Source organism: Gardnerella massiliensis (assembly GCF_003408845.1).
In the GTDB taxonomy this organism is placed as follows: domain Bacteria; phylum Actinomycetota; class Actinomycetes; order Actinomycetales; family Bifidobacteriaceae; genus Bifidobacterium; species Bifidobacterium vaginale_H.
In genome coordinates this window covers 44,143-63,401 of sequence record NZ_LRTV01000006.1, presented here as the reverse complement: position 1 = coordinate 63,401, position 19,259 = coordinate 44,143, and the positions used below count along the sequence as shown (strand labels likewise).

The following is a 19,259-nucleotide window of genomic DNA, read 5'->3' as shown; positions in this document are numbered from 1 at the left end:
AAAAAAAAAAGAAATAACTAAGATACCAGCGTTAGCAATACGCAATCACTACATTCAATCTATGCCGTAACGCGTTTTATACGCAGCGTAATCCCTATCTTGCAAAACACTAGCCACATTCGGCGCGTACTCGTATTCTTCTTCAACAAGATGCGCAAACTGCTGCTGAGCCAAAAGCTCAACCTGCAAAGGCTTTGTAATAATGCGGAACATGTCTTCAAGAAGCTTAGTATCGTTAGTATCTTTAGCCCGAATCGAAGCATTATCGTTTACGCGCTGCGTTATTAATCCCCAATCAAAATGGTACCCAGCATCTCGCGCAACAATATCCCAAAAAACACGCTGCGTTCTACCATTGCCCTCACGAAATGGGTGTAAAACATTAAAATTATTGTAATTTACGCTTAGCTTACTAATAAACTCATCAATAGATAAACCTTGCAATAAATTATCATTTTTAAGCGTTTGCTCACAGTATCGAATCCCAACACCCATGTATTCAAGCGGATGAAACGGCTCGCCACCGCCTTTAGACATGTCAATAGTACGAATCTGACCAGCCCAATCGTAAACATCCTGAAAAAGATAATTATGAATCCACTGCAATTGCTTAACAGTTCCTTCAGCATGCGGCAAGTTTTCGTACAAAATAGAGCATCTTGTAAGAACAGCATCGTTCTCATATTTATCTAATTCAATCTGATTATCTATATTAGACTTGTTCTTCAATACCCTGGTGTGGGGAATAAGATATGGGTCAAAAACTGCTTCCATAGCACTAACGCAATCCGAGTAAGTTAATCCGTTACGCTATATCTAGAACGCATTCTAGCAACAAATTCATCACTGGTTATAAAACCTTTAGCATATTGATTTGCGTCATAAAGAAACTCTTTTGAAGGCGAATTGCCTTCAAGCCTGCCTGAAGCTATTGCAAGACCCAAATTTTCTTGACGCATACGTTGCGTTTCTTTATCGATCATTTCTACTCCCTACCAACACCCGCTCTAAAATCAAAAACAACTACCAACTATTTTACTATTCGCAATGCATTTTGATTACCACATATTTTCGTTACGGCACAGTTTCGTTACGGCACAGTTTGCGATTTGACGAATCCAGCATCAGCAACATCACACCACTTGTTTCGGCGTAGCATGATTTACGCGCTTTAATGGCAAGCAAATCCCACTTCGCAAATTTGAAAATTTTTTAATTTTGCGAAGTGAGACAATATTCACACAAGACTAGGAGCCCAATAAACAGAACGCGCAGCCAATACAAAAAGGGCCTTCGAGTGTGAATGCAAGCAAGCAGAAAAGCAAGCCAAGCGAACGCAAACGAAGACCCTTAATCTTCTCACTTATAACAACTACACTATGTCAGCTAACCTAGCGAGCTACAACACCAACAGGCACAGCTGGAACAGAAGAATCAGCATCAGCGACATCAGCAGTAGCTAAACCATCAAGATCCAAATCGCCAAGATCATCCAACAAATCAGCAAAATCGAAATCAGACAGATCGAAATCACCAATGTTGAAATCATCTACACCACTAGGAATACCAGCGTCACCAGAGTTATCAGCACTATCAGTGCCGGTGAAATCCCCGACGTTCATGTTGCCAGAATCAGACAAATCACCCAACGAATCAACATCAAAATCAGCCATATCTAGCATCTCGCTAAAATCAATATTGTCGTCGAGCGCAGGAGTAAGCGAGTCAAGCGCCGAAGGAGCAGGAGCAGGAGTCATACCATGATGCTCAGGTGCAGGAGCAGGAGCCGGAGCAGGAGCTGGCTTAGGTGCTGGTGCAGGAGTTTGGTCTGAACCAGACTGATCTTCGCTATCATTGAAATATCCATGCGCTTTGCATACTTTATATTCATTGGTACCTATACTGGCGGCTTTACATCCATTTTTATCGCAGTATTCAGGACCACCGCTTGTTACAACATCTCTCCTTCTGCCTGTTTCGTCCATGCTATGGAGCCATCCGCCCCTTCTTGCATAATAGCAAAATACGTCGCTCGTCTTCAGTTTTTCATTAATATAATTGTCAACACGATCATAATCAATAAAAGGGCCTAATGGGCAAAAATAGTTATCACACCAATCTTGCGCACCACCAATAAATTTAAATTCTCCTCCTGGAACATTAAGTCTCTTTGCAACAGCTATGCTCCATTCCTTTTTTTCTGGGAGTGATGCCTCATGATATTCTGAACTGCTGGAATCTTTGCAATATAGCGTGCGGGTGTAAAGACCTACGTGAAATTCTTCATCATATTTCTCGCGAACTTCGCAATTTTTCTCTATATCACTACCACTGTTGCCATCATTTGCAAAGGCAACTGGAGCAAACGATGCAAAAGCAAAACCACTAAGCAAAGTAGCAGCAGCTACAAAAGCACCTATTGCTTTTTTCTTTAGCATAATTATCCTTTCTTCTCTCGCGCAAAAGCGCAAATATTACATGTTGACACAACTGGCAGATTGATAAAAGTAAAGCCAGAAATTCATCAACAATCACATACAAGAATACCACCCGTTGCAAAAAATAAACGACATTAATCAAAAAGAAAAGGGCATTCGCGTGCGAACACAAATAGGCACTCACTTTCAAAACTTAAAAAATATTACAGTTTTGAAAGTGAAAATGATATAATACTTTCAAAAGTAAAATAAAATTAAAGTTTTGAAAGTGAAAATACGAATCTGCTTTCAAAAGTAAAAAATACTACGATTCTGAAGACGAAAGGCGATTGCATGAAACTCATCGAGAGAACAGATTACCTAAATCGCCTAAAGCGACTTAAAGGCACGCCAGATATAAAAATCATCACCGGCATTCGACGCAGTGGAAAATCGGAACTACTACGCGCTTACCGCACGCATTTAGAAAACACCTACAGTAATCAAAGTAGCAAACTTTACGCGTCAGCAAAGCACGCGCAACTTCCAAACACGCTACAACAGCAAAATAACCTAAATAATCAGCAACTTAACATAATCAGCATCGACTTTAATAACCTAAATTATGAAAATCTGAAAAATTACAAAAGTCTTTTTGCGTACGTTGAAAGCCGTTACATACCCGAAGCGTACAACGTTCTTATGATTGATGAAGTTCAATTATGCCCAAAATTTGAGCTTGCGATTAACAGCCTTCACAATAGCAATAAATACGATATTTACTTAACGGGATCCAACGCATTCTTACTTAGTTCGGATCTTGCAACACTATTCAGTGGAAGATTTATTGAAATACCAGTATTCCCGTTTAGTTTTGCAGAATATTGCGAGTACTTTGAAGTAGAAAACAACTTTAACGATGCTTTGCAAAAGTATTTACAACAGGGCGGGCTTGCAGGATCATACGTTTACGCCAACCAAGACGATGCAGAAGCATACATAAAAAACGTGTATACAACTCTTGTTAAACGCGATTTAGTAGACAAATACTCAATATCAGAAGTGTCACTTCTTGACTCAATATGCGAATTTTTAATGGATAATATTGCAAATCTCACAACCGCGAACAATATAAGCTCAATACTTAAGCAGAATCATATTGAAACAACGCACGTAACTGTTGGCAATTATCTAAAATATTTATGCGATGCATTCATGTTTTATAAAGTAAAACGCTACGATATTCGCGGTAAAAAATATTTAGAAACAAATGAAAAATACTATTTAGCAGATACCGCGCTACGCTACGCAATTCTGGGAACGCGCAACATGGATTACGGAAGAGCGTACGAGAATATTGTGGCACTTGAGCTTATGCGAAGAGGATACTCAATTTACGTTGGTAAACTTTACCAAAAAGAAATAGATTTTGTTGCAATAAAAGCAAGCGAAAAGATTTATATCCAAGTTTCAGACAATATTAGCGATGATTCCACATTGGAGCGCGAACTTTCACCACTCAAAGCCATAAAAGATTCTTACCCTAAAATCCTTCTAGCAAACACTCGCCACGATTCTTACGATATTGAAGGAATACGCGTAATAGACATAGCACAATGGCTGCTCAGCGCGAACTAAGCACAACACGCAGACACAAAACAACCAAAAACAGCATCACAACACGCATAACACCACTCGTTTCGGCGTAGCACGATTTACGAGTTTTAATGCCGAGCAAATCCCACTTAGCAAAGTCGAGCAAATCCCACTTCGCAAATTTGAAAATTTTTTAATTTTGCGAAGTGAAACAACATTCACACACGCGCAAGATAAAACAAAAGGCAGGAGCTTGAGAATACCTCAAACTCCTGCCTTTTCGCTTACTTCACTTATACGTAAGCCTAAATCACCTTAGCGTTAGGCAACACGTTGCCGTCTTTATCGACATTGCAACTATGCTCAACAGCAATCGTAATGTGATCAGAATCAACAGAGAAGAAGCCGTCTGTCACTTTAAACACGTGACGCACACCCTTCAAATCGTCAACCTTCACAAAACCGTGATCAATCAACGCAAGCACAGCCTCATGCCCAGGAAGCACACCCATTAAGCCATTCACAGAAGGAATAACCACAAACTTGGCGTCGCCTTCCCACACAGGATGCCTGGCTGCCACCACACTCACGTGCAGCGATTTTACTTGCTTCTCTGCCATGATCACGCACCAAACTCTTGCTGCATATCGTGCCAACGACGCTCAAGATCGTCAATGCCACCAATGCCCGAGAACGCCTGCTCAGGAATGTCATCATAAGTACCATTGCAAATACGCGTGAACGCTTCAATGGTTTCATCTGCTGGCACATAAGAACCTGGACGGCCCGTGAACTTTTCAGCCACGTAGAAGTTCTGACCAAGGAACTGCTCAATCTTACGAGCGCGGCTCACTGTAGTCTTATCTTCCTCACCAAGTTCATCAATACCAATCAAGGCGATGATGTCCTGAAGCTCCTTGTTACGCTGCAAAATAGCCTTAACGCGGTTTGCGCAATCGTAGTGAGCCTGGCCAACGTAACGAGGATCCAAAATTCTAGAAGTAGAAGTTAATGGATCCACAGCTGGGTAAATACCCTTAGCTGCAATATCACGCGAAAGCTCAGTAGTAGCATCCAAGTGCGTAAAGGTTGTTGCAGGTGCAGGATCAGTGTAATCATCTGCAGGCACGTAAATAGCCTGAAGCGACGTAATGGAATGGCCGCGCGTAGAAGTAATACGCTCCTGCAACGCACCCATTTCATCTGCCAAGTTTGGCTGGTAACCAACTGCGGAAGGCATACGACCCAGCAAAGTGGACACCTCAGAACCAGCCTGAGTAAAGCGGAATATGTTGTCGATGAACAGCAACACATCCTGATTCTGCACATCGCGGAAGTACTCAGCCATGGTCAAAGCGGTAAGAGGCACGCGAAGACGAGTCCCAGGAGGCTCATCCATCTGACCAAAGACAAGCGCTGTTTTCTCCAAAACGCCAGCTTCAGCCATTTCGCCAATCAAATCGTTACCTTCACGGGTACGCTCACCAACGCCAGCAAACACAGACACGCCACCGTGATTCTGTGCAACGCGCTGAATCATTTCCTGAATCAACACGGTTTTACCAACGCCTGCGCCACCGAACAGACCAATCTTGCCGCCCTGAACGTAAGGGGTAAGCAAATCGATAACCTTAATACCGGTTTCAAACATCTGAGTCTTAGACTCAAGCTGATCGAAAGCAGGTGGGTTACGGTGAATTGGCCAGCGCTCAGTTACTTCAATATGTTCGCCCGGCTTAGCATTCAAAATGTTGCCGGTAACATCAAACACGTGACCTTTAGTAACATCGCCAACAGGAACCGAAATTGGGCCGCCAGTATCCCTAACTAAAGCACCACGAACCAAGCCGTCCGTAGGCTTCAAAGCGACTGCTCGCACGGTTGAGTCACCAAGGTGCTGCTCAACTTCCAGCGTAATTTCGTGGACGGTATCACCTTCCGTGTTTCCAACGGTGTTGATATCGACTTTGAGAGCATTGTAAATATCCGGCAGATAGCCGACCGGGAATTCAACGTCAATCACGGAACCCTGAACGCGGGTTACGCGACCAGCCGTCGGATCGACTTCCTTTTCGGCTTCTGGAGGCGCTGTGGTCTGATTTTCAGCCATATGCTCCTAATCCTCCTCATTATTCAGCGCATCAGCGCTGCCGATAATCTCGGTAAGTTCTTGAGTGATAGATGCCTGACGCGAAGCATTAAGCTTTCGTGTCAAATCATCCACCAAATTGCGGGCGTTATCTGTAGCCGTATGCATAGCGTTCTGCCTACTTGCCGTTTCAGAAGCAGCAGAAGTAAGCAAGCACTCGTGAATACGCGACTGAATATACTTCGGCAAAACAGCATCCAGCACTTCATCTGGGCTTGGCTCGAAGCAATATTCAACAGCATCAGGATTGCTGCGGCTCACCGCCTCCTCACGAGCTGAAACTGCGCTCGTAGACGACAGCGAAGCTGAAGGACCAGAAGCCGCTTCGTAATCAGGACGGTGCATAGCAAACTCCTCGCCATCCTTCAACGGAACTAACTCAACTGGTAGCATGCGCAACGTACGAACTTTTTGCCTCACCATATTGATAAATTCAGTGAAAACAATATACAGTTCCGAAACTCCGCCTTCTGCTTCCGGCGCCATATAAGCATCCATCAACGTATCAGAAATCTTTTCTGCAATAGTGACATCAGGATGATCCGTAGAACCTTCCCAAGTGCCTGCAACGTCTCGATTACGATACTTGTAGTAAGTAGCACCACGACGACCGTACACGTACAGTTCCGCATGCTTACCTTCCGCATCGAGCTTGGCAAGAAGCGCTTCCGTCTCGCGAATAATCGAAGACGTAAACGCACCTGCCATACCACGATCAGAAGTAAGGGCTAGAACTGCTACACGATTGCCAGCATGCTCCTTACCAAATATAGGATGCTTAATATTCGCTTCGTGATGAGCTACCAACGCCTGCACAGCATCGAAAATTGCGTCACTATAAGGCTTAGCGTTAAGCGCAATATCTCGCGCTTTAGCAATGTGCGAAGACGCAATCATTTCCTGAGCCTTAAAGATCTTACCCAAAGACTGAGTGGAAACAATTCTCGATTTCAATGCAAGTTGGGAGGACATACGCTACTTCCCCTCAGGCTCGCGACTATCTGACTTCGGCTTTGCAATAAGCTGCTCCTTCTCAACAGGGGCAGGGTTCTCAGCCGGTGGCAACGAATCCTTTACAATCAAAGGCTTGCCAGCAGAAGTCTTAAACGTCCTACGGAAATCATCAATAGCAGCATCAAGCTTAGATTCAGTTTCCTTAGTGAAGTCTTCAGTATCGCGAATCACCTGCAAAATGTCGGTGCCTTTATCCAGGTAATCCAACAATTCGCTTTCAAAACGCAAAACGTCCTTCACTGGAATATCGTCAAGCTTGCCATGCGTACCAGCCCACACAGAAACTACTTCCTGCTCCATTGCGCGAGGCGAGAACTGCTTCTGCTTAAGCAACTCTGTTAAGCGAGCGCCACGAGTCAGCTGAGCCTTCGAAGCCGCATCCAAATCGGAAGCAAACATGGCGAAAGATTCCAAAGACTTATAACGAGCCAAGGAAATCTTCAACATGCCAGAGACCTTCTTCAAAGCCTTAGCCTGAGCAGCACCACCAACACGAGACACGGAAATACCGACATCAACTGCTGGACGCTGACCTGCGTTGAACAAATCAGACTGCAAGAAGATCTGACCATCGGTGATAGAAATCACGTTGGTTGGAATGTATGCAGAAACGTCGTTTGCCTTGGTTTCGATAATTGGAAGGCCGGTCATAGAGCCGCCGCCCAAATCGTCGGAAAGCTTAGCACAACGTTCAAGCAGACGAGAGTGCAGGTAGAACACGTCGCCTGGGTAAGCTTCACGCCCAGGTGGACGACGCAAAAGCAAAGAAATCGAACGGTACGCTTCTGCTTGCTTCGACAAATCGTCGAAAACAATCAAAACATGCTTGCCGTTGTACATCCAATGCTGACCGATTGCAGAACCGGTGTAAGGTGCAATGTACTTAAAACCTGCAGAATCAGAAGCTGGGCTTGCCACAATCGTGGTGTACTTCATAGCGCCCGCCTCTTCAAGGCTTTGACGCACTGCAGCAATAGTAGAACCCTTCTGACCGATTGCTACATAGATGCAACGCACCTGCTTCTTCGGGTCTCCACTCTCCCAGTTCGTACGCTGGTTAATAATCGTATCGATTGCGATTGCCGTCTTACCCGTTTGGCGGTCACCAATAATCAACTGACGCTGACCGCGACCAATTGGCGTCATTGCGTCAATAGCCTTCAAACCAGTAGACAAAGGTTCGTCAACTGGATGACGGTGAATAACGTCTGGAGCCTGGGCTTCAAGAATACGACGCTCATTGCACTCAATCGCGCCTAAGCCATCGATTGGATTACCCAAAGGATCCACGGTACGACCAAGATAAGCGTCACCAACCGGCACTGACAACACTTCGCCAGTGCGGTAAACTTCCTGCCCTTCCTCAATACCAGTGAAATCACCGAGAATAACCACGCCGATTTCATGAGCATCAAGGTTGAACGCAAGACCCAAGGTATCGTTCTCGAAAGTGAGCAGCTCGTTCGCCATGCAGCCGGACAAACCAGCCACGTGCGCAATGCCGTCACCAGCCGTAACAACATAGCCAACTTCTTGCGTTGGCATGTCTGTAGGCTTATACGAGTCGACAAAACCGTCGAGCGCCTTGCGTATAAGGGCGGGATCAATAGATAGTTCCGCCATAATTCTCCTTAATTTATTACTTCACTGCCTGTGTCCAAGCACCATTGCGCGCAGAACGCTGCAACTGCTTCAGCTGCATTAACATGGTACGATCGGTTATTTGATCGCCGATTTGTATACGCATGCCACCAAGCACGTTTGGATCCACAATTGGGTTAATGTATGCGCGATGACCCAACTTATTGCTGTAGATTTCAATCAAACGCTTGATTTGCTTATCGGTAAGCGGCTGAGCAGTAGTGACAGTAACCAACGTTTCGCCAGCTTCACGCTCGAAGCCTGACCAAGCGCCACCAAAGCTACCAGTCTTGCCACTTTCCGCACCACCGTGCCATGTCCCGACAAGATAGTGCATTATGCGCAATACAACAGGGTGCGCTTTACCTCCAATAAGCTCGTCAATAAGGCGAGACTTATCTTCCGAAGACCTATTCGGATCGGTAATCGCATCAGAAAGCTCAGGATACTGATCAATCATGCTCATCATTGACGAAAGCTCGTCAGCGATGCGCTGCGCTTCATCATGTGCATCTGAGATGGCCTGCGCAAGAGAAGAACGCGACAAACTTTCGTTTGCACGCGATGCCTTTTCTGGCATTCTTACCTCCTCATTTCTGTAAAACGAAGTAATGCAATTAATATACAAAACCAATAAAAGCGCAAATTATTTTTTATTTTGCAATTATTAAGTTTTGTATATTAAGCCTTACTTAACTTGATCCGAATTTTTAGTTTCTCCAACTTCATCAATCACATGATCAATAATTTTGGAGCTTACAGTATCGTCATCCAGCTTGGATGCAAGAATCTTGCCAGCCAATGCTGCTGCAAGAACCGATACCTCTCCTTGGAGGCTGGACATGGCATGCTTATGCTGAGCCTCAATGGAATGCTGCGCTTCACTAATGATTTTTGCAGCATCCTTTTCAGCGCGTTGTCTAGCTTCGCCAATAATTTTTGAAGCTTCCGCACGAGCCTCTTCGCGAGTTTTTGCAGCATCAGCTTGAGCTTGAGCAAGCTCTTCTTCCATCTGACTTTTTAATTCGTCAGCTTCATGCTGCATGTTCGCTGCTTTAGCCATTCCGCCTTCGATTTTTTCTGCACGCTCATCAAGAATTGCCTGGAATTTAGGCATAACGAACTTGTAGAAAAACGCTGCAAGAACTACCAAAACAACTAACGACCACACTAAGTCATAAGGCTCAGGCAAGAACAACGCCAAACCATTACTCTCAGATGCATGTGCCATGGCTTGTCCTTTCTATTCCCTCAACACTTTTATATTTGTGCTGGAACGAGTTGTTTCGTTCGGTTCACTTTCCCATAATGTAGGCAACGAATCCGAGCAAGCCCAGAACCTCAATAAATGCCAAGCCAACAAACATGAACAACTGAATACGGTTGCCAACTTCTGGCTGACGTGCAGTAGATTCCATAGCTTTAGCAACGACTATTGCCATACCAAGTGCAGGAGAAATTGTTGCGACAGCAAAGCCAAGAATGCTGAGGTTGCCGACCAAACCTGCGAGAGCGATGATATTATTCATTGGTTTCCTTTCTGTTAAAACAGTAACCAGTATAAACCCGTAAGATGGGTAAAATCTGAAGATTTAAGCTATGCTATCAAGCAACAGCAACAGCAGACTTTTCTTCTTCCTCCGGGTAACTTTCCGAAATGTAGACAGAAGCAAGCACAGTGAAAATAAACGCCTGCAAACCAGCTACCATAATTTCGAATAGGGTAAACAGAATGCCACCAAGCAGCCACAAAGCACCGCCGAAGGCAAGGAGTTTATTGCTGGAATCCACCACAAAGAAATTGGTGAATACTAAGCAAGTGGCCACCAGCAAATGGCCAGCAATCATATTCGCAAACAAACGGATTGTAAGCGAAAGTGGTCGCACAATTATTAATTCTATGAGCTGCAATGGCGAAAGAATGAAGTAAATCGGCCATGGCACGCCCGCTGGGAACAACGCTTCACGGAAGAATCGCAAAAAACCTTTTTCACGAATGCCAGCAATAAGATATTGGCACACAACCCACAAAGCAAATACCAACGGACCAGCAATGGTTGCGGTTGCAGCCATATTTAATCCTGGAATCACAGAACAAAGATTAAAGAAGAAAATCGTGATGAAAAGTGTAGACATCATTGGCACATATCGCTTGCCGCGTTCCTCACCAATCATCTCGTAAACAATGTTGTAGCGCACAAAGTCCATTAAAATTTCCAGCATGCTCTGGAATCTTCCTGGAACTAACTTTGCGCGAGCGGCACCAATGCCGAAAATAATCATGACGATTACAGCCATAAGCACACGCACCAAAATAATGCGGTTCATGGCAAATGGTGTGCCCTGGAACAAAATCTCTGGAGGCAAAAATTCGCCAATATTAGGCAATTCTGGTCCAGACGAAGCCACTGCTGAAGCTACATTGGTAGTCCTCAGTAAAACATCAACCATTCCATCCATAAGTGCCTCCTTAAGCAATTCGTTCACACGCCTTCACAACAATGCCGTTTATTCTCACACATGCAATTCATTCATCTCACGGCATTACATATCAACTAGACTATCTATTTCGCAAAGCGCGGGGCACGAAACGAAAAATACATCTAAAAGCTGATTCTACTCTGTGTATGTACATAATTTGTTGCTGACATATCTTATTACAAACTTAACTCACGAAGACTGTTAATTTTTCTAAAAAATGTCATAAATTTCATAAAATTTAGAGGATAACTCACCTTTTTCTGTAAAAAAGAAATAAAATACTGAAAAAAGTTCGACACTCGCAAAGCGATGTAATCACCCTGCGCACTGCAATTTTTAATCCTGTACCTTTAATCCTGTACCCCATATCCACTATTCACAAACGGACGGAAGTTATCAGAACGCGGAGAAGCCGGCTCGTGACGTATCGCACGATCCGTACCCAACTTTCCCGTAGCGCGAAGTTTAGGAATATCACAAAGATCGTAAGGCGTAGTTTCATACACCCAATTAAGCCAGTTGCGCCACAATAAGTTGGCATGAGCACGCCAAGCAAAAAGCGGTTCCAAACTTGCGTCATCATGCGGAAAATAGTTGCGAGGGAACGGCACGTTACTTAAACCTTTCGCCATGTCGCGCTCGTATTCTTGAGCAAGCGTCATTTTGCCGTACTCCCAGTGTCCTAGCGCAAAAACTTCCGAAAAATCGCGACTTGCTACCAAACCCGGACCTGATTGCGGTCCACACGTAAGAATTTGTAAACGCTTATTACGCGCAATATCGTCAACGTCAACGCTTGCTATACGAGAGTGCGGCTGCAATGCTATTTCGTCGAACCCATTGGTAAGGAAGCAGTACTCATCCTGCAAATATTGCGGGAATACGCCAAAAACTTTTTCGCTGAGAACATGCTTTTTTACGCCGTAACGATAGTAGAGCGCGCCCATCGCGCCCCAGCACAAGTACATTGTAGAAAAAACGTGCGTGGCTGCCCAGTCGAGAATCTGCGTAAACTCATGCCAATAGTCTACTTTTTCGAATTCCATATGCTCAACCGGAGCACCTGTCACTACAAAACCGTCGTAATAATTATTACGAAGGGCATCAAGATTTTCGTAAAACTTCACTAAATGATCGGCACTTACGTGAGTCGATACATGCGTGGAAGTTTTCATAAAATCGATGTCAACTTGCAAAGGAGATTTAGAAATAAGACGCAACAGTTGCGTTTCTGTTTCTATTTTCTTCGGCATAAGGTTTAGGATAAGCAGTCTTAACGGTCGAACCCGCTGCTGTTCCGCTTCTGGACGTTCAAGCGCAAAGATGCGTTCGGCGTCAAGAATATCTCGTGCTGGTAATCCTTCTGGAATCTTAATAGGCATGTGTTTATTATACCCCACACTTGTTTAGTAATAGTTGACCACGCTACGAATAGTTAGTTACAAACGCAATAAGATACGCAATAAGAGACGCAACTTGCGCAGGGAATTGTAAAACAAAACGGCGAGACACGCCCGAAAGTTGACAAATCTGAATTTGCACCTATCGTAGATAGAGCTGCTAAAAGTGGCCGACGCGGGGTGGAGCAGCTCGGTAGCTCGCTGGGCTCATAACCCAGAGGTCCATGGTTCAAATCCATGCCCCGCTACTAAAGCCAAGAATCACACGACATTCTCACGATTGTGTGGTTCTTGGCTTTTTTATTTTTCGGGTTATAGGCCAGCAAGCGAGTAACGCAACTCAATACAGCAGAATCGCAAGACGTCGGCGAGCGCGCGCCAAACGAGGGTCGTCAGTAGGAAGCATAGCAAAATACTCAAGCATACGCGCACGAATACTCTCAGCATCCGCACGATGCCCTCCAGCCAGAAAATCAAGCAAACGTCCGAACGCATCATCGATATGCCCATCGATCATATCGACATCCGCAACTGCAAGCTGCGCTTCAACATCGTCAAGATTATCCCCCGCAGCCTTACGCACTGCAGCAACGTCCGCATGCGCATTGCGCGCAAGTAGCAACGCCTTAGCGCGCTCGCGAGCAGCAAGTGCATCATGAGGATCCGCTTCAAGGACCTTCGCGTACTCGGCAGCGGCAGCAGCATAATCACCCTGCATCGCCAGCGCATGAGCTTGCTCATGAGCAGGAGGAACTTGCTCCGCAGAAGAGCTAGAACTATCGCCATCGCTAGCACCGTCACCAGAAGCATCAGACTGAGCATCGTTCGCAGGCTCCACAAAAGGAGCAGTCCCAGCCACCCCGGAACGTTCAGCAACCTGAACCAACTGCGGCATAATCGTGCTACAAATCTGCTGCAACTCATCATCACTTGGCAAACCTTGCGAAATCGGCATAGGCCTTCCACCAATCAAACCGTATATTGCAGGAAGCTGCTGCGCGCGCAAAGCCTGAGCAATACTAGGACTTTCGTCAGCATCAATACGCGCAAGCTGCATGCGGCCGTCAAGAGCAGTCACAGCATCCGCAAGCTGAGAAGCAAGCTCAAAAGAAGCCTCATCGTGCGACTGCCAAAGCAGCAGAATAATAGGAAAACTTACCGACGTTTGCACCATCGCCTGGAACGACTGCTCGTTAACATCAATAACGTAGCCGCCAGCTTTTGGAGCAGAAGACTGAGCACCTTGATCGCCAGCAGCAGACGCACGAGCCGCCTGCTTAGCCTGCGCTTCAACTCGACGCTTCACACCCTCCAAATCCACAGCTCCTGCAAGCGAAAAAACACCAGGGTTCATGCTCTGCGACTGTCCATTGACCATGTTTGCCTCGTTTTCTTATTTTTCTTATTCATTAACCAACGCGTTAAAAATTCAACGCGCACACAAGCACCAATGTATAAAGATTCCTTACAAATCTTCTTTATAAAGCTTCTACTTTAATAGGCTGACGCTCGGCACCAACCGGAGTAATTTTCATGTGTGAACCCGCGGATGGAATCACCAAAGCAACGACGTTAACGTACGTTACGCGCATAGTGCCCGTCGCCTTACCGTCACCAAATAAAGCCTTCTCTTCGTCGGAAGCAGGCCTCGACTCGCGGCCTTCTCCCGCAACGCGCGTCCACACAGAATCTATGCGAGCAACCACTAAATCACTACCATCCGTTGAACGCATAACGCTTATCTGCTTCATTTGCGGCGTAAAAACTTGCTCTTGCGAGCCTTTGTTGCGTTCCATGCCGGCTTGTACAACTTTGGAAAGTTCAGCCAGCTTTCCGCGTAAATAGTCTTTTTCAAAATACTTTGCGTACTTGCTGTCTTCACCATGCTGCAACACGTCTGCATACGCTGTTACTGCAACTTCTGGAGTCATTACAAGGCCGGTATCGTTAATCTTTCCCATAGAAGATCCGATACTTGGTACAGCAAATTTAGGAAGATGTACGCCCGGGAAAAGTCGCGCCACAGCCCACAGTTTGTAGTTTGAGCGCGCACGTCGCTGACGCAACACTAACAAACGCTTAGATTGTTGGTCTTGAGTAGTCGTAGTAATAGTTACCAAATCGCGAGGCCAACCAGAGTTAGTAGGAACAATAGTTTGTGCCGAAGCGCGCGGGATAGTGGTTTTAGGGTCCAACTTGCCGGTTTTGCTTGCAATAGTAAGCTCGCTGGTACGAACGTCAAGCGCAGGGCCGGAAACAGCTTTGAAAAGCGCACTCACGTCTTTTTCTTCGTTAGCACGTTCCAAAACACGCAATACGCCAAGTCGAATATCTTTTTCTTGCAAAATCGTTACGTTTGGCATTTCCCGACTACTGCGCACTTCTGTAGGTTTCGGCACTTGCCCGTCGCAAGCCGCTAAGCTCATCACAATCATTGCGGATACTGCACTCGCTACACAAACGCGCGCGGAGTGTAGGGCAGCTTTCATGCTGCTACCAAACTTGCGATTGCATATTCTGGTATTATTACGCATTACTTTTCACTCCCCCGCTCAGCGTTTCGTCCGTTTGACGACGAATTGCCTCGCCAATTTTTACCGCCTTTTCTGTAACGAGCGTCGTTTCTGTCGCTACGATACCCTCGACGATTCGCGCGATACGGTTTAGCATTTTCCGATTTCGTATTTTCAGACTTAACACCACCAGATTTCGTACCTGACGCATTTGACGCATTTGATACATTTGACGTATTTGACGCACCAGCTGGCTTCGTGCCGACACCAGCAGATTTTGCTTTATTATTGCGCAAATCGCGGTTTCGACAATTCTTTGCATCCGACTTTTGCCGCCTGGTGCGCTTTGCATTGGAATTATTGCGCTCGCCAGAATTGCCAGAATTGCCAGAATTTCCAGAATTGCCACGTTTACTAGAGTTGCCAGAGTTGCCAGGGTTGCCTGAAGAACCAGCGTCACCAGCAGTGCGAGCAGCATTATGCCTGTGAGTTGCTTTATCAGAAGCTTTTGCCGCAACTTTGCTCAAATCTTCATCCGACTCGCCATCAGCATTTGCCACACGACTATTCGCAGCACGCTCACCGTGAGACTCAGCAGCATCGCGTCGATTATCGTGAGAAACCTCAACTTGATCAGCTTGAGCACCGGCAGACTCCTCCTGAGCATACCCGTCCGTCGTATAATCAGCAGAAGATTCATACGAACCCAAACCATCAGAACTATCTGAATCATGCTGCTGAGCAAAGCGCGCGGCAAAAGCGAGCAACTCATCTTTAGAAATCACAGTAGTTTCCGCTAACGAATCAGCAGAATCCTTCGCAGACGAAGCCACAGCAATACGCGCAGTGGGCTGCAAACCTTCCGCACTGCCACCAACAGCCTGCAAAGCGCCCCTACGTCGAGCATGGCAACCATGACGACCGTGACCCGCAACAGCCCTCTTATGGTGCCGCTTATGCGCAAGCAGCTTCAACGTACCCATAAGCGCTTCAACAAAACCAACTTCCTCACGACGAGCAGGCTTCACCGTTAACACGCCAGAACGACTTGCAACCAACTGCCTATTCCTACGACGGTGCGGAGCCATAGCAAAAATAGTTGCAGCGAGCACAGCCAACGCTGCAAAAAGAATACCAACAAAGTAAAGCGGCGTAGCAAAATCAGGCACATGATGTCGACGCCAACGCAACTCGACCATCGCACTAGGCGCATTACTCCCCAAATCAATCAGCAAAACACGACTAGCAGCCTGCGAACGAACACTCGGCAAATGAGAATCACGGTGAGACGAATTATTATTAGAACGAGTATTCGTTTGAGTAATACTGCCGGACTCCACCGCACGATCGTACGAAGCCGAACCGGTAGTCTGCACGAAATCATTAGTATTAATCGCAAACTTTGCTAAACCAAGTTGACAGGTGACGTTCGACCACAAATTAGATTGCTTAAACGGCACGTCAGGATCGCCAGTATCCACAGAAGAATCCGATTGCAGCGAATTTTTACCAGACGTTTCCGAAACGTCCAAACGCTCCCAATCCAGCAAGCCAGTAATACGTTTAACAGGAGAGCCAGCAACCCAACCACGAACATCTTTTACTAAACCAACGGCAACACAAATAGGCTTACGCGTACGCAACGCAGCTACGCTAATACGCACTTTGCTATCAACTAAATCCAACACACCAGGATCGGTGACAATATAGCGAGTGCCATCTACGCGAGCATGCGCAATCACCACTTCATTCGGCTTCCATAGGGTTGCGTTCACTATACCAAAAACAAAACTCAACACCGCAAGAACCGCAAAAAATGGCGCTACGATACCACGCATAATTTTGATGCGCATGGTTGGCTGTTTCATCGGTAATCTTTCTGTATCAGAAGCATTGTTGATATTTGTCATAACGCTACTATTCTACAATCTTTCCTTACCAAGCGCTTATTATCAATAAAAATCAATATCAAGCGGTAGTGTGAACTTATGCAAAAAACCACAATATTGAAACAAAAGTCCTTCTTGGCGCGCACTTTTGCGGCTGTAAGTGCCATAGCATTGTGTGCAGGATTGGCTTCCTGCAGCGGCAACGCTGATAATAAGAATGGTGCAGCCGACGAAAACGCTCAGAAAGCGGGCATGCAGCTACTCGAGGGCATTAGTGCTTCCGGCAAGCTCGGCCAAAAGCCTGACGTTAAATTGCAGACTCCACTAAAGGTGAAGAGGAACACGTACGCCATTTTGCAGCGAGGCAACGGTCCAACTATTGAAGAAGGCGATCGCGTATGCTCGCAGGGCATAGTTTTCAATGCCAAAGACGGCAAAGAACTTATGAATACTTGGGATAAGGGTAATATTGACTGCTCAATTTCTATTGGCAAGAACGTGACCAGCCGCCCGTATTACGCGCTTATTAAGGGTAAGAAAGTAAATACGACCATAGCGTTTGGTGTAAGCGGCAAAACCGGCCCGTCGTACGTGATGGTTCTTACGTTAATTTCCCGCGCCAAGGCATTAACTCGCGCCACCGGCAAAGCAGTAACCGATATTCCTGCAAATCTGCCGAAAGTAACGCTTGATAAATCTGGAGTACCATCCTTAGATAAGAATAACTACGTGCCAGATGGGAAGCTGGTTTCCCAGACTTTGATTGAAGGAACCGGCAAAAAGGTGACCGCAAAAAGCACCGTCACCGCTCATTACGCTGGGTGGACTACCGATAAAGATGGCAAACTGCATCAGTTCGATTCGTCATGGTTGCGCGGCATGCCTGCGGACTTCTCGCTCGCTGGACAGGTAATTCAGGGCTGGACTAAGGGCTTAACAGGTAAGAAGGTTGGCTCGCAGGTTCTGCTGGTGATTCCGCCAAACGATGGCTACGGCAGCGAAGACAAGAAGGACGCTAAAGGAAACGTAACGATTCCTGCGAACTCCACGCTGTACTTCGTAGTGGATATTCTTTACGCTTCCAAAGCGCAGTAGCAGTAAGACCAAAGCGCTGTAGAAAGCAGACACGTTACTGTTTGTGTTTGCTGCTTGCTGCTTCCGCACACAAGCCTCTCCTACGCAATAGGAGGGGCTTTTTTATGCCCCAAAGTACTCAAAGGCTGAGGCATTGCTTGTTTATTCGTTACTAACGCAGTACGGTTTCTGCAAAAGTAACGAAAAAATGTTATTGAGTGTTACTCGTGCAGAGCGCTGACTGCGCTAGTAACGAAAAAACGGGATTATACGTTACTAACGCAGATTGCGTACTGCAGGAGCAACGAATAGGTTATTTTACATTCCAATGCGCACAGTTATTCACTCGTAGGAATATTAGTGTGGCAGAGATTTGAGATTTTTCGCACTGAGCGCGGCGAACGTCAGAGCCGAAGGCTGCTGATTCGCCAAGCGAAGAAGAAAAATCGAAAAATCTCGGCGATACGACAAGGTTATTAACGATTAGCACGCAGAGTTTAGGGGGATTTCTCTACGAGCACTAAAAGAGGACTGAGGAAGCAACATTCATTAAGAACGAAGCAGACATAAAAGCCTTTAACAACCAGAGCGACGAAGGACGGGACGTGCGAGGAGAGAAATCCCCCAAAACTCGCGCCACACCAAACGAATTGCAATATAACCTATAACTACCCTTATTATTCACGGCTATTAGTAAACGTTCGGCTAATTTGCGAATCGAAGTGACTTCTCGCGCATTATGCAGCTCGAAGTCGTCGATTCGCAGGTCAAAACGCAGAAAGGCCCACGGAAAAACCGCGAGCCTTTCACACTACAAGCATCATCACCCGTCCCTAGCGGAAGACAACACTCACCCAGCACTCAGCATCCACCAGCACCACCCCTACCAGCATCAATGGTAAGAAAGAAAAACGGCAAACCACATCAACCAGCAGAAACAACACCAGCAGAGGCAACAAACCCAAACAAGCCGTCACACGCCGAGCACAAGAATAATCAATAAAAACCGCTTAGCCTAGCACGCCAAACAACGCACTAGACTAAGCAGTCAAACACCAAACCCAGTATTAAACACCAGGCCTGCT

At 45.9% G+C, this 19,259-nt stretch carries 18 protein-coding genes and 1 tRNA gene; 3 read left to right on the top strand and 16 right to left on the bottom strand.

The window, feature by feature from the left end; genetic code table 11:
* Window positions 1-54: 54 nt before the first annotated feature.
* The 3 genes from AXE77_RS03485 to AXE77_RS03475 all read right to left on the bottom strand — a co-directional run bounded on the left by AXE77_RS03485 (window position 55) and on the right by AXE77_RS03475 (window position 2,438).
* Window positions 55-774, bottom strand: a complete 720-nt coding sequence (locus tag AXE77_RS03485; RefSeq protein WP_116712170.1) for a Fic/DOC family protein — start codon at window positions 772-774, stop codon at window positions 55-57.
* Between the two features lie 23 nt (window positions 775-797).
* Window positions 798-983, bottom strand: a complete 186-nt coding sequence (locus AXE77_RS03480; protein ID WP_116712169.1) for an antitoxin VbhA family protein — start codon at window positions 981-983, stop codon at window positions 798-800.
* Between the two features lie 408 nt (window positions 984-1,391).
* Window positions 1,392-2,438: a hypothetical protein gene (locus tag AXE77_RS03475; protein WP_116712168.1), complete on the bottom strand. Its 1,047-nt coding sequence runs from the start codon at window positions 2,436-2,438 to the stop codon at window positions 1,392-1,394.
* A 333-nt stretch (window positions 2,439-2,771) separates the two neighbouring features.
* On the opposite strand from AXE77_RS03475, the gene AXE77_RS03465 reads away from it, so the two are divergent.
* Window positions 2,772-4,055, top strand: coding sequence for an ATP-binding protein (locus AXE77_RS03465; protein ID WP_116712166.1), 1,284 nt, complete (start codon window positions 2,772-2,774; stop codon window positions 4,053-4,055).
* A gap of 263 nt (window positions 4,056-4,318) precedes the next feature.
* On the opposite strand, the gene AXE77_RS03460 is transcribed toward AXE77_RS03465, so the two are convergent.
* The 9 genes from AXE77_RS03460 to AXE77_RS03420 all read right to left on the bottom strand — a co-directional run bounded on the left by AXE77_RS03460 (window position 4,319) and on the right by AXE77_RS03420 (window position 12,680).
* Window positions 4,319-4,633 (bottom strand): F0F1 ATP synthase subunit epsilon, encoded by a 315-nt coding sequence (locus tag AXE77_RS03460; protein ID WP_116712165.1) that lies wholly within the window; start codon window positions 4,631-4,633, stop codon window positions 4,319-4,321.
* 2 nt (window positions 4,634-4,635) lie between these two features.
* Entirely contained in the window at window positions 4,636-6,123 is a 1,488-nt protein-coding gene (gene atpD, locus AXE77_RS03455) for a F0F1 ATP synthase subunit beta (RefSeq protein ID WP_116712164.1), read from the bottom strand.
* Window positions 6,124-6,129: 6 nt separating this feature from the next.
* Complete coding sequence (locus tag AXE77_RS03450; RefSeq protein ID WP_116712163.1) at window positions 6,130-7,134, bottom strand: F0F1 ATP synthase subunit gamma; 1,005 nt, start codon at window positions 7,132-7,134, stop codon at window positions 6,130-6,132.
* 3 nt (window positions 7,135-7,137) lie between these two features.
* Window positions 7,138-8,799, bottom strand: coding sequence for a F0F1 ATP synthase subunit alpha (atpA, locus tag AXE77_RS03445; RefSeq protein WP_116712162.1), 1,662 nt, complete (start codon window positions 8,797-8,799; stop codon window positions 7,138-7,140).
* Window positions 8,800-8,815: 16 nt separating this feature from the next.
* Window positions 8,816-9,397, bottom strand: a complete 582-nt coding sequence (locus AXE77_RS03440; protein ID WP_116712161.1) for a F0F1 ATP synthase subunit delta — start codon at window positions 9,395-9,397, stop codon at window positions 8,816-8,818.
* Between the two features lie 108 nt (window positions 9,398-9,505).
* Window positions 9,506-10,048 (bottom strand): F0F1 ATP synthase subunit B, encoded by a 543-nt coding sequence (locus tag AXE77_RS03435; RefSeq protein ID WP_116712160.1) that lies wholly within the window; start codon window positions 10,046-10,048, stop codon window positions 9,506-9,508.
* 64 nt (window positions 10,049-10,112) lie between these two features.
* Complete coding sequence (atpE, locus tag AXE77_RS03430) at window positions 10,113-10,346, bottom strand: ATP synthase F0 subunit C (RefSeq protein WP_004126223.1); 234 nt, start codon at window positions 10,344-10,346, stop codon at window positions 10,113-10,115.
* Between the two features lie 76 nt (window positions 10,347-10,422).
* A complete protein-coding gene (atpB, locus tag AXE77_RS03425) occupies window positions 10,423-11,277 on the bottom strand; it encodes a F0F1 ATP synthase subunit A (protein WP_116712159.1) in 855 nt (284 codons plus the stop codon).
* A gap of 371 nt (window positions 11,278-11,648) precedes the next feature.
* Complete coding sequence (locus AXE77_RS03420; RefSeq protein ID WP_116712158.1) at window positions 11,649-12,680, bottom strand: homoserine O-succinyltransferase; 1,032 nt, start codon at window positions 12,678-12,680, stop codon at window positions 11,649-11,651.
* 192 nt (window positions 12,681-12,872) lie between these two features.
* Here AXE77_RS03420 and AXE77_RS03415 point away from each other — a divergent pair.
* A tRNA-Met gene (locus tag AXE77_RS03415) sits at window positions 12,873-12,946 on the top strand.
* Window positions 12,947-13,038: 92 nt separating this feature from the next.
* Here the strand turns inward: AXE77_RS03415 and AXE77_RS03410 are convergent.
* The 3 genes from AXE77_RS03410 to AXE77_RS03400 form a co-directional block, all read right to left on the bottom strand.
* The gene (locus AXE77_RS03410; RefSeq protein WP_116712157.1) at window positions 13,039-14,076 is read right to left on the bottom strand and encodes a co-chaperone YbbN; all 1,038 of its coding nucleotides are present in this window, start codon (window positions 14,074-14,076) and stop codon (window positions 13,039-13,041) included.
* Between the two features lie 100 nt (window positions 14,077-14,176).
* Window positions 14,177-15,232: a DUF8094 domain-containing protein gene (locus AXE77_RS03405; protein ID WP_430886648.1), complete on the bottom strand. Its 1,056-nt coding sequence runs from the start codon at window positions 15,230-15,232 to the stop codon at window positions 14,177-14,179.
* The gene (locus AXE77_RS03400; protein WP_116712156.1) at window positions 15,232-17,121 is read right to left on the bottom strand and encodes a hypothetical protein; all 1,890 of its coding nucleotides are present in this window, start codon (window positions 17,119-17,121) and stop codon (window positions 15,232-15,234) included. Before AXE77_RS03400 ends, AXE77_RS03405 begins: the two co-directional genes overlap by 1 nt.
* Window positions 17,122-17,199: 78 nt before the next feature.
* Here AXE77_RS03400 and AXE77_RS03395 point away from each other — a divergent pair, with 78 nt between their 5' ends.
* Window positions 17,200-18,195, top strand: a complete 996-nt coding sequence (locus AXE77_RS03395; RefSeq protein ID WP_116712155.1) for an FKBP-type peptidyl-prolyl cis-trans isomerase — start codon at window positions 17,200-17,202, stop codon at window positions 18,193-18,195.
* A gap of 812 nt (window positions 18,196-19,007) precedes the next feature.
* On the opposite strand, the gene AXE77_RS06635 is transcribed toward AXE77_RS03395, so the two are convergent.
* Window positions 19,008-19,151: a hypothetical protein gene (locus AXE77_RS06635; protein WP_165846050.1), complete on the bottom strand. Its 144-nt coding sequence runs from the start codon at window positions 19,149-19,151 to the stop codon at window positions 19,008-19,010.
* Window positions 19,152-19,259: the final 108 nt, after the last annotated feature.

What these genes read in the sequence shown, in the direction of transcription:
- AXE77_RS03395 (WP_116712155.1), top strand. Translation starts at nt 17,200, where the DNA reads ATGCAAAAAACCACAATATTGAAACAAAAGTCCTTCTTGGCGCGCACT.
- AXE77_RS03435 (WP_116712160.1), bottom strand. Translation starts at nt 10,048, where the DNA reads ATGGCACATGCATCTGAGAGTAATGGTTTGGCGTTGTTCTTGCCTGAG.
- AXE77_RS03410 (WP_116712157.1), bottom strand. Translation starts at nt 14,076, where the DNA reads ATGGTCAATGGACAGTCGCAGAGCATGAACCCTGGTGTTTTTTCGCTT.
- AXE77_RS03400 (WP_116712156.1), bottom strand. Translation starts at nt 17,121, where the DNA reads ATGACAAATATCAACAATGCTTCTGATACAGAAAGATTACCGATGAAA.
- atpD (WP_116712164.1), bottom strand. Translation starts at nt 6,123, where the DNA reads ATGGCTGAAAATCAGACCACAGCGCCTCCAGAAGCCGAAAAGGAAGTC.
- AXE77_RS03450 (WP_116712163.1), bottom strand. Translation starts at nt 7,134, where the DNA reads ATGTCCTCCCAACTTGCATTGAAATCGAGAATTGTTTCCACTCAGTCT.
- AXE77_RS03440 (WP_116712161.1), bottom strand. Translation starts at nt 9,397, where the DNA reads ATGCCAGAAAAGGCATCGCGTGCAAACGAAAGTTTGTCGCGTTCTTCT.
- atpB (WP_116712159.1), bottom strand. Translation starts at nt 11,277, where the DNA reads ATGGATGGAATGGTTGATGTTTTACTGAGGACTACCAATGTAGCTTCA.
- AXE77_RS03475 (WP_116712168.1), bottom strand. Translation starts at nt 2,438, where the DNA reads ATGCTAAAGAAAAAAGCAATAGGTGCTTTTGTAGCTGCTGCTACTTTG.
- AXE77_RS03420 (WP_116712158.1), bottom strand. Translation starts at nt 12,680, where the DNA reads ATGCCTATTAAGATTCCAGAAGGATTACCAGCACGAGATATTCTTGAC.
- AXE77_RS03485 (WP_116712170.1), bottom strand. Translation starts at nt 774, where the DNA reads ATGGAAGCAGTTTTTGACCCATATCTTATTCCCCACACCAGGGTATTG.
- AXE77_RS03465 (WP_116712166.1), top strand. Translation starts at nt 2,772, where the DNA reads ATGAAACTCATCGAGAGAACAGATTACCTAAATCGCCTAAAGCGACTT.
- AXE77_RS03405 (WP_430886648.1), bottom strand. Translation starts at nt 15,232, where the DNA reads ATGCGTAATAATACCAGAATATGCAATCGCAAGTTTGGTAGCAGCATG.
- AXE77_RS03460 (WP_116712165.1), bottom strand. Translation starts at nt 4,633, where the DNA reads ATGGCAGAGAAGCAAGTAAAATCGCTGCACGTGAGTGTGGTGGCAGCC.
- AXE77_RS03480 (WP_116712169.1), bottom strand. Translation starts at nt 983, where the DNA reads ATGATCGATAAAGAAACGCAACGTATGCGTCAAGAAAATTTGGGTCTT.
- atpE (WP_004126223.1), bottom strand. Translation starts at nt 10,346, where the DNA reads ATGAATAATATCATCGCTCTCGCAGGTTTGGTCGGCAACCTCAGCATT.
- atpA (WP_116712162.1), bottom strand. Translation starts at nt 8,799, where the DNA reads ATGGCGGAACTATCTATTGATCCCGCCCTTATACGCAAGGCGCTCGAC.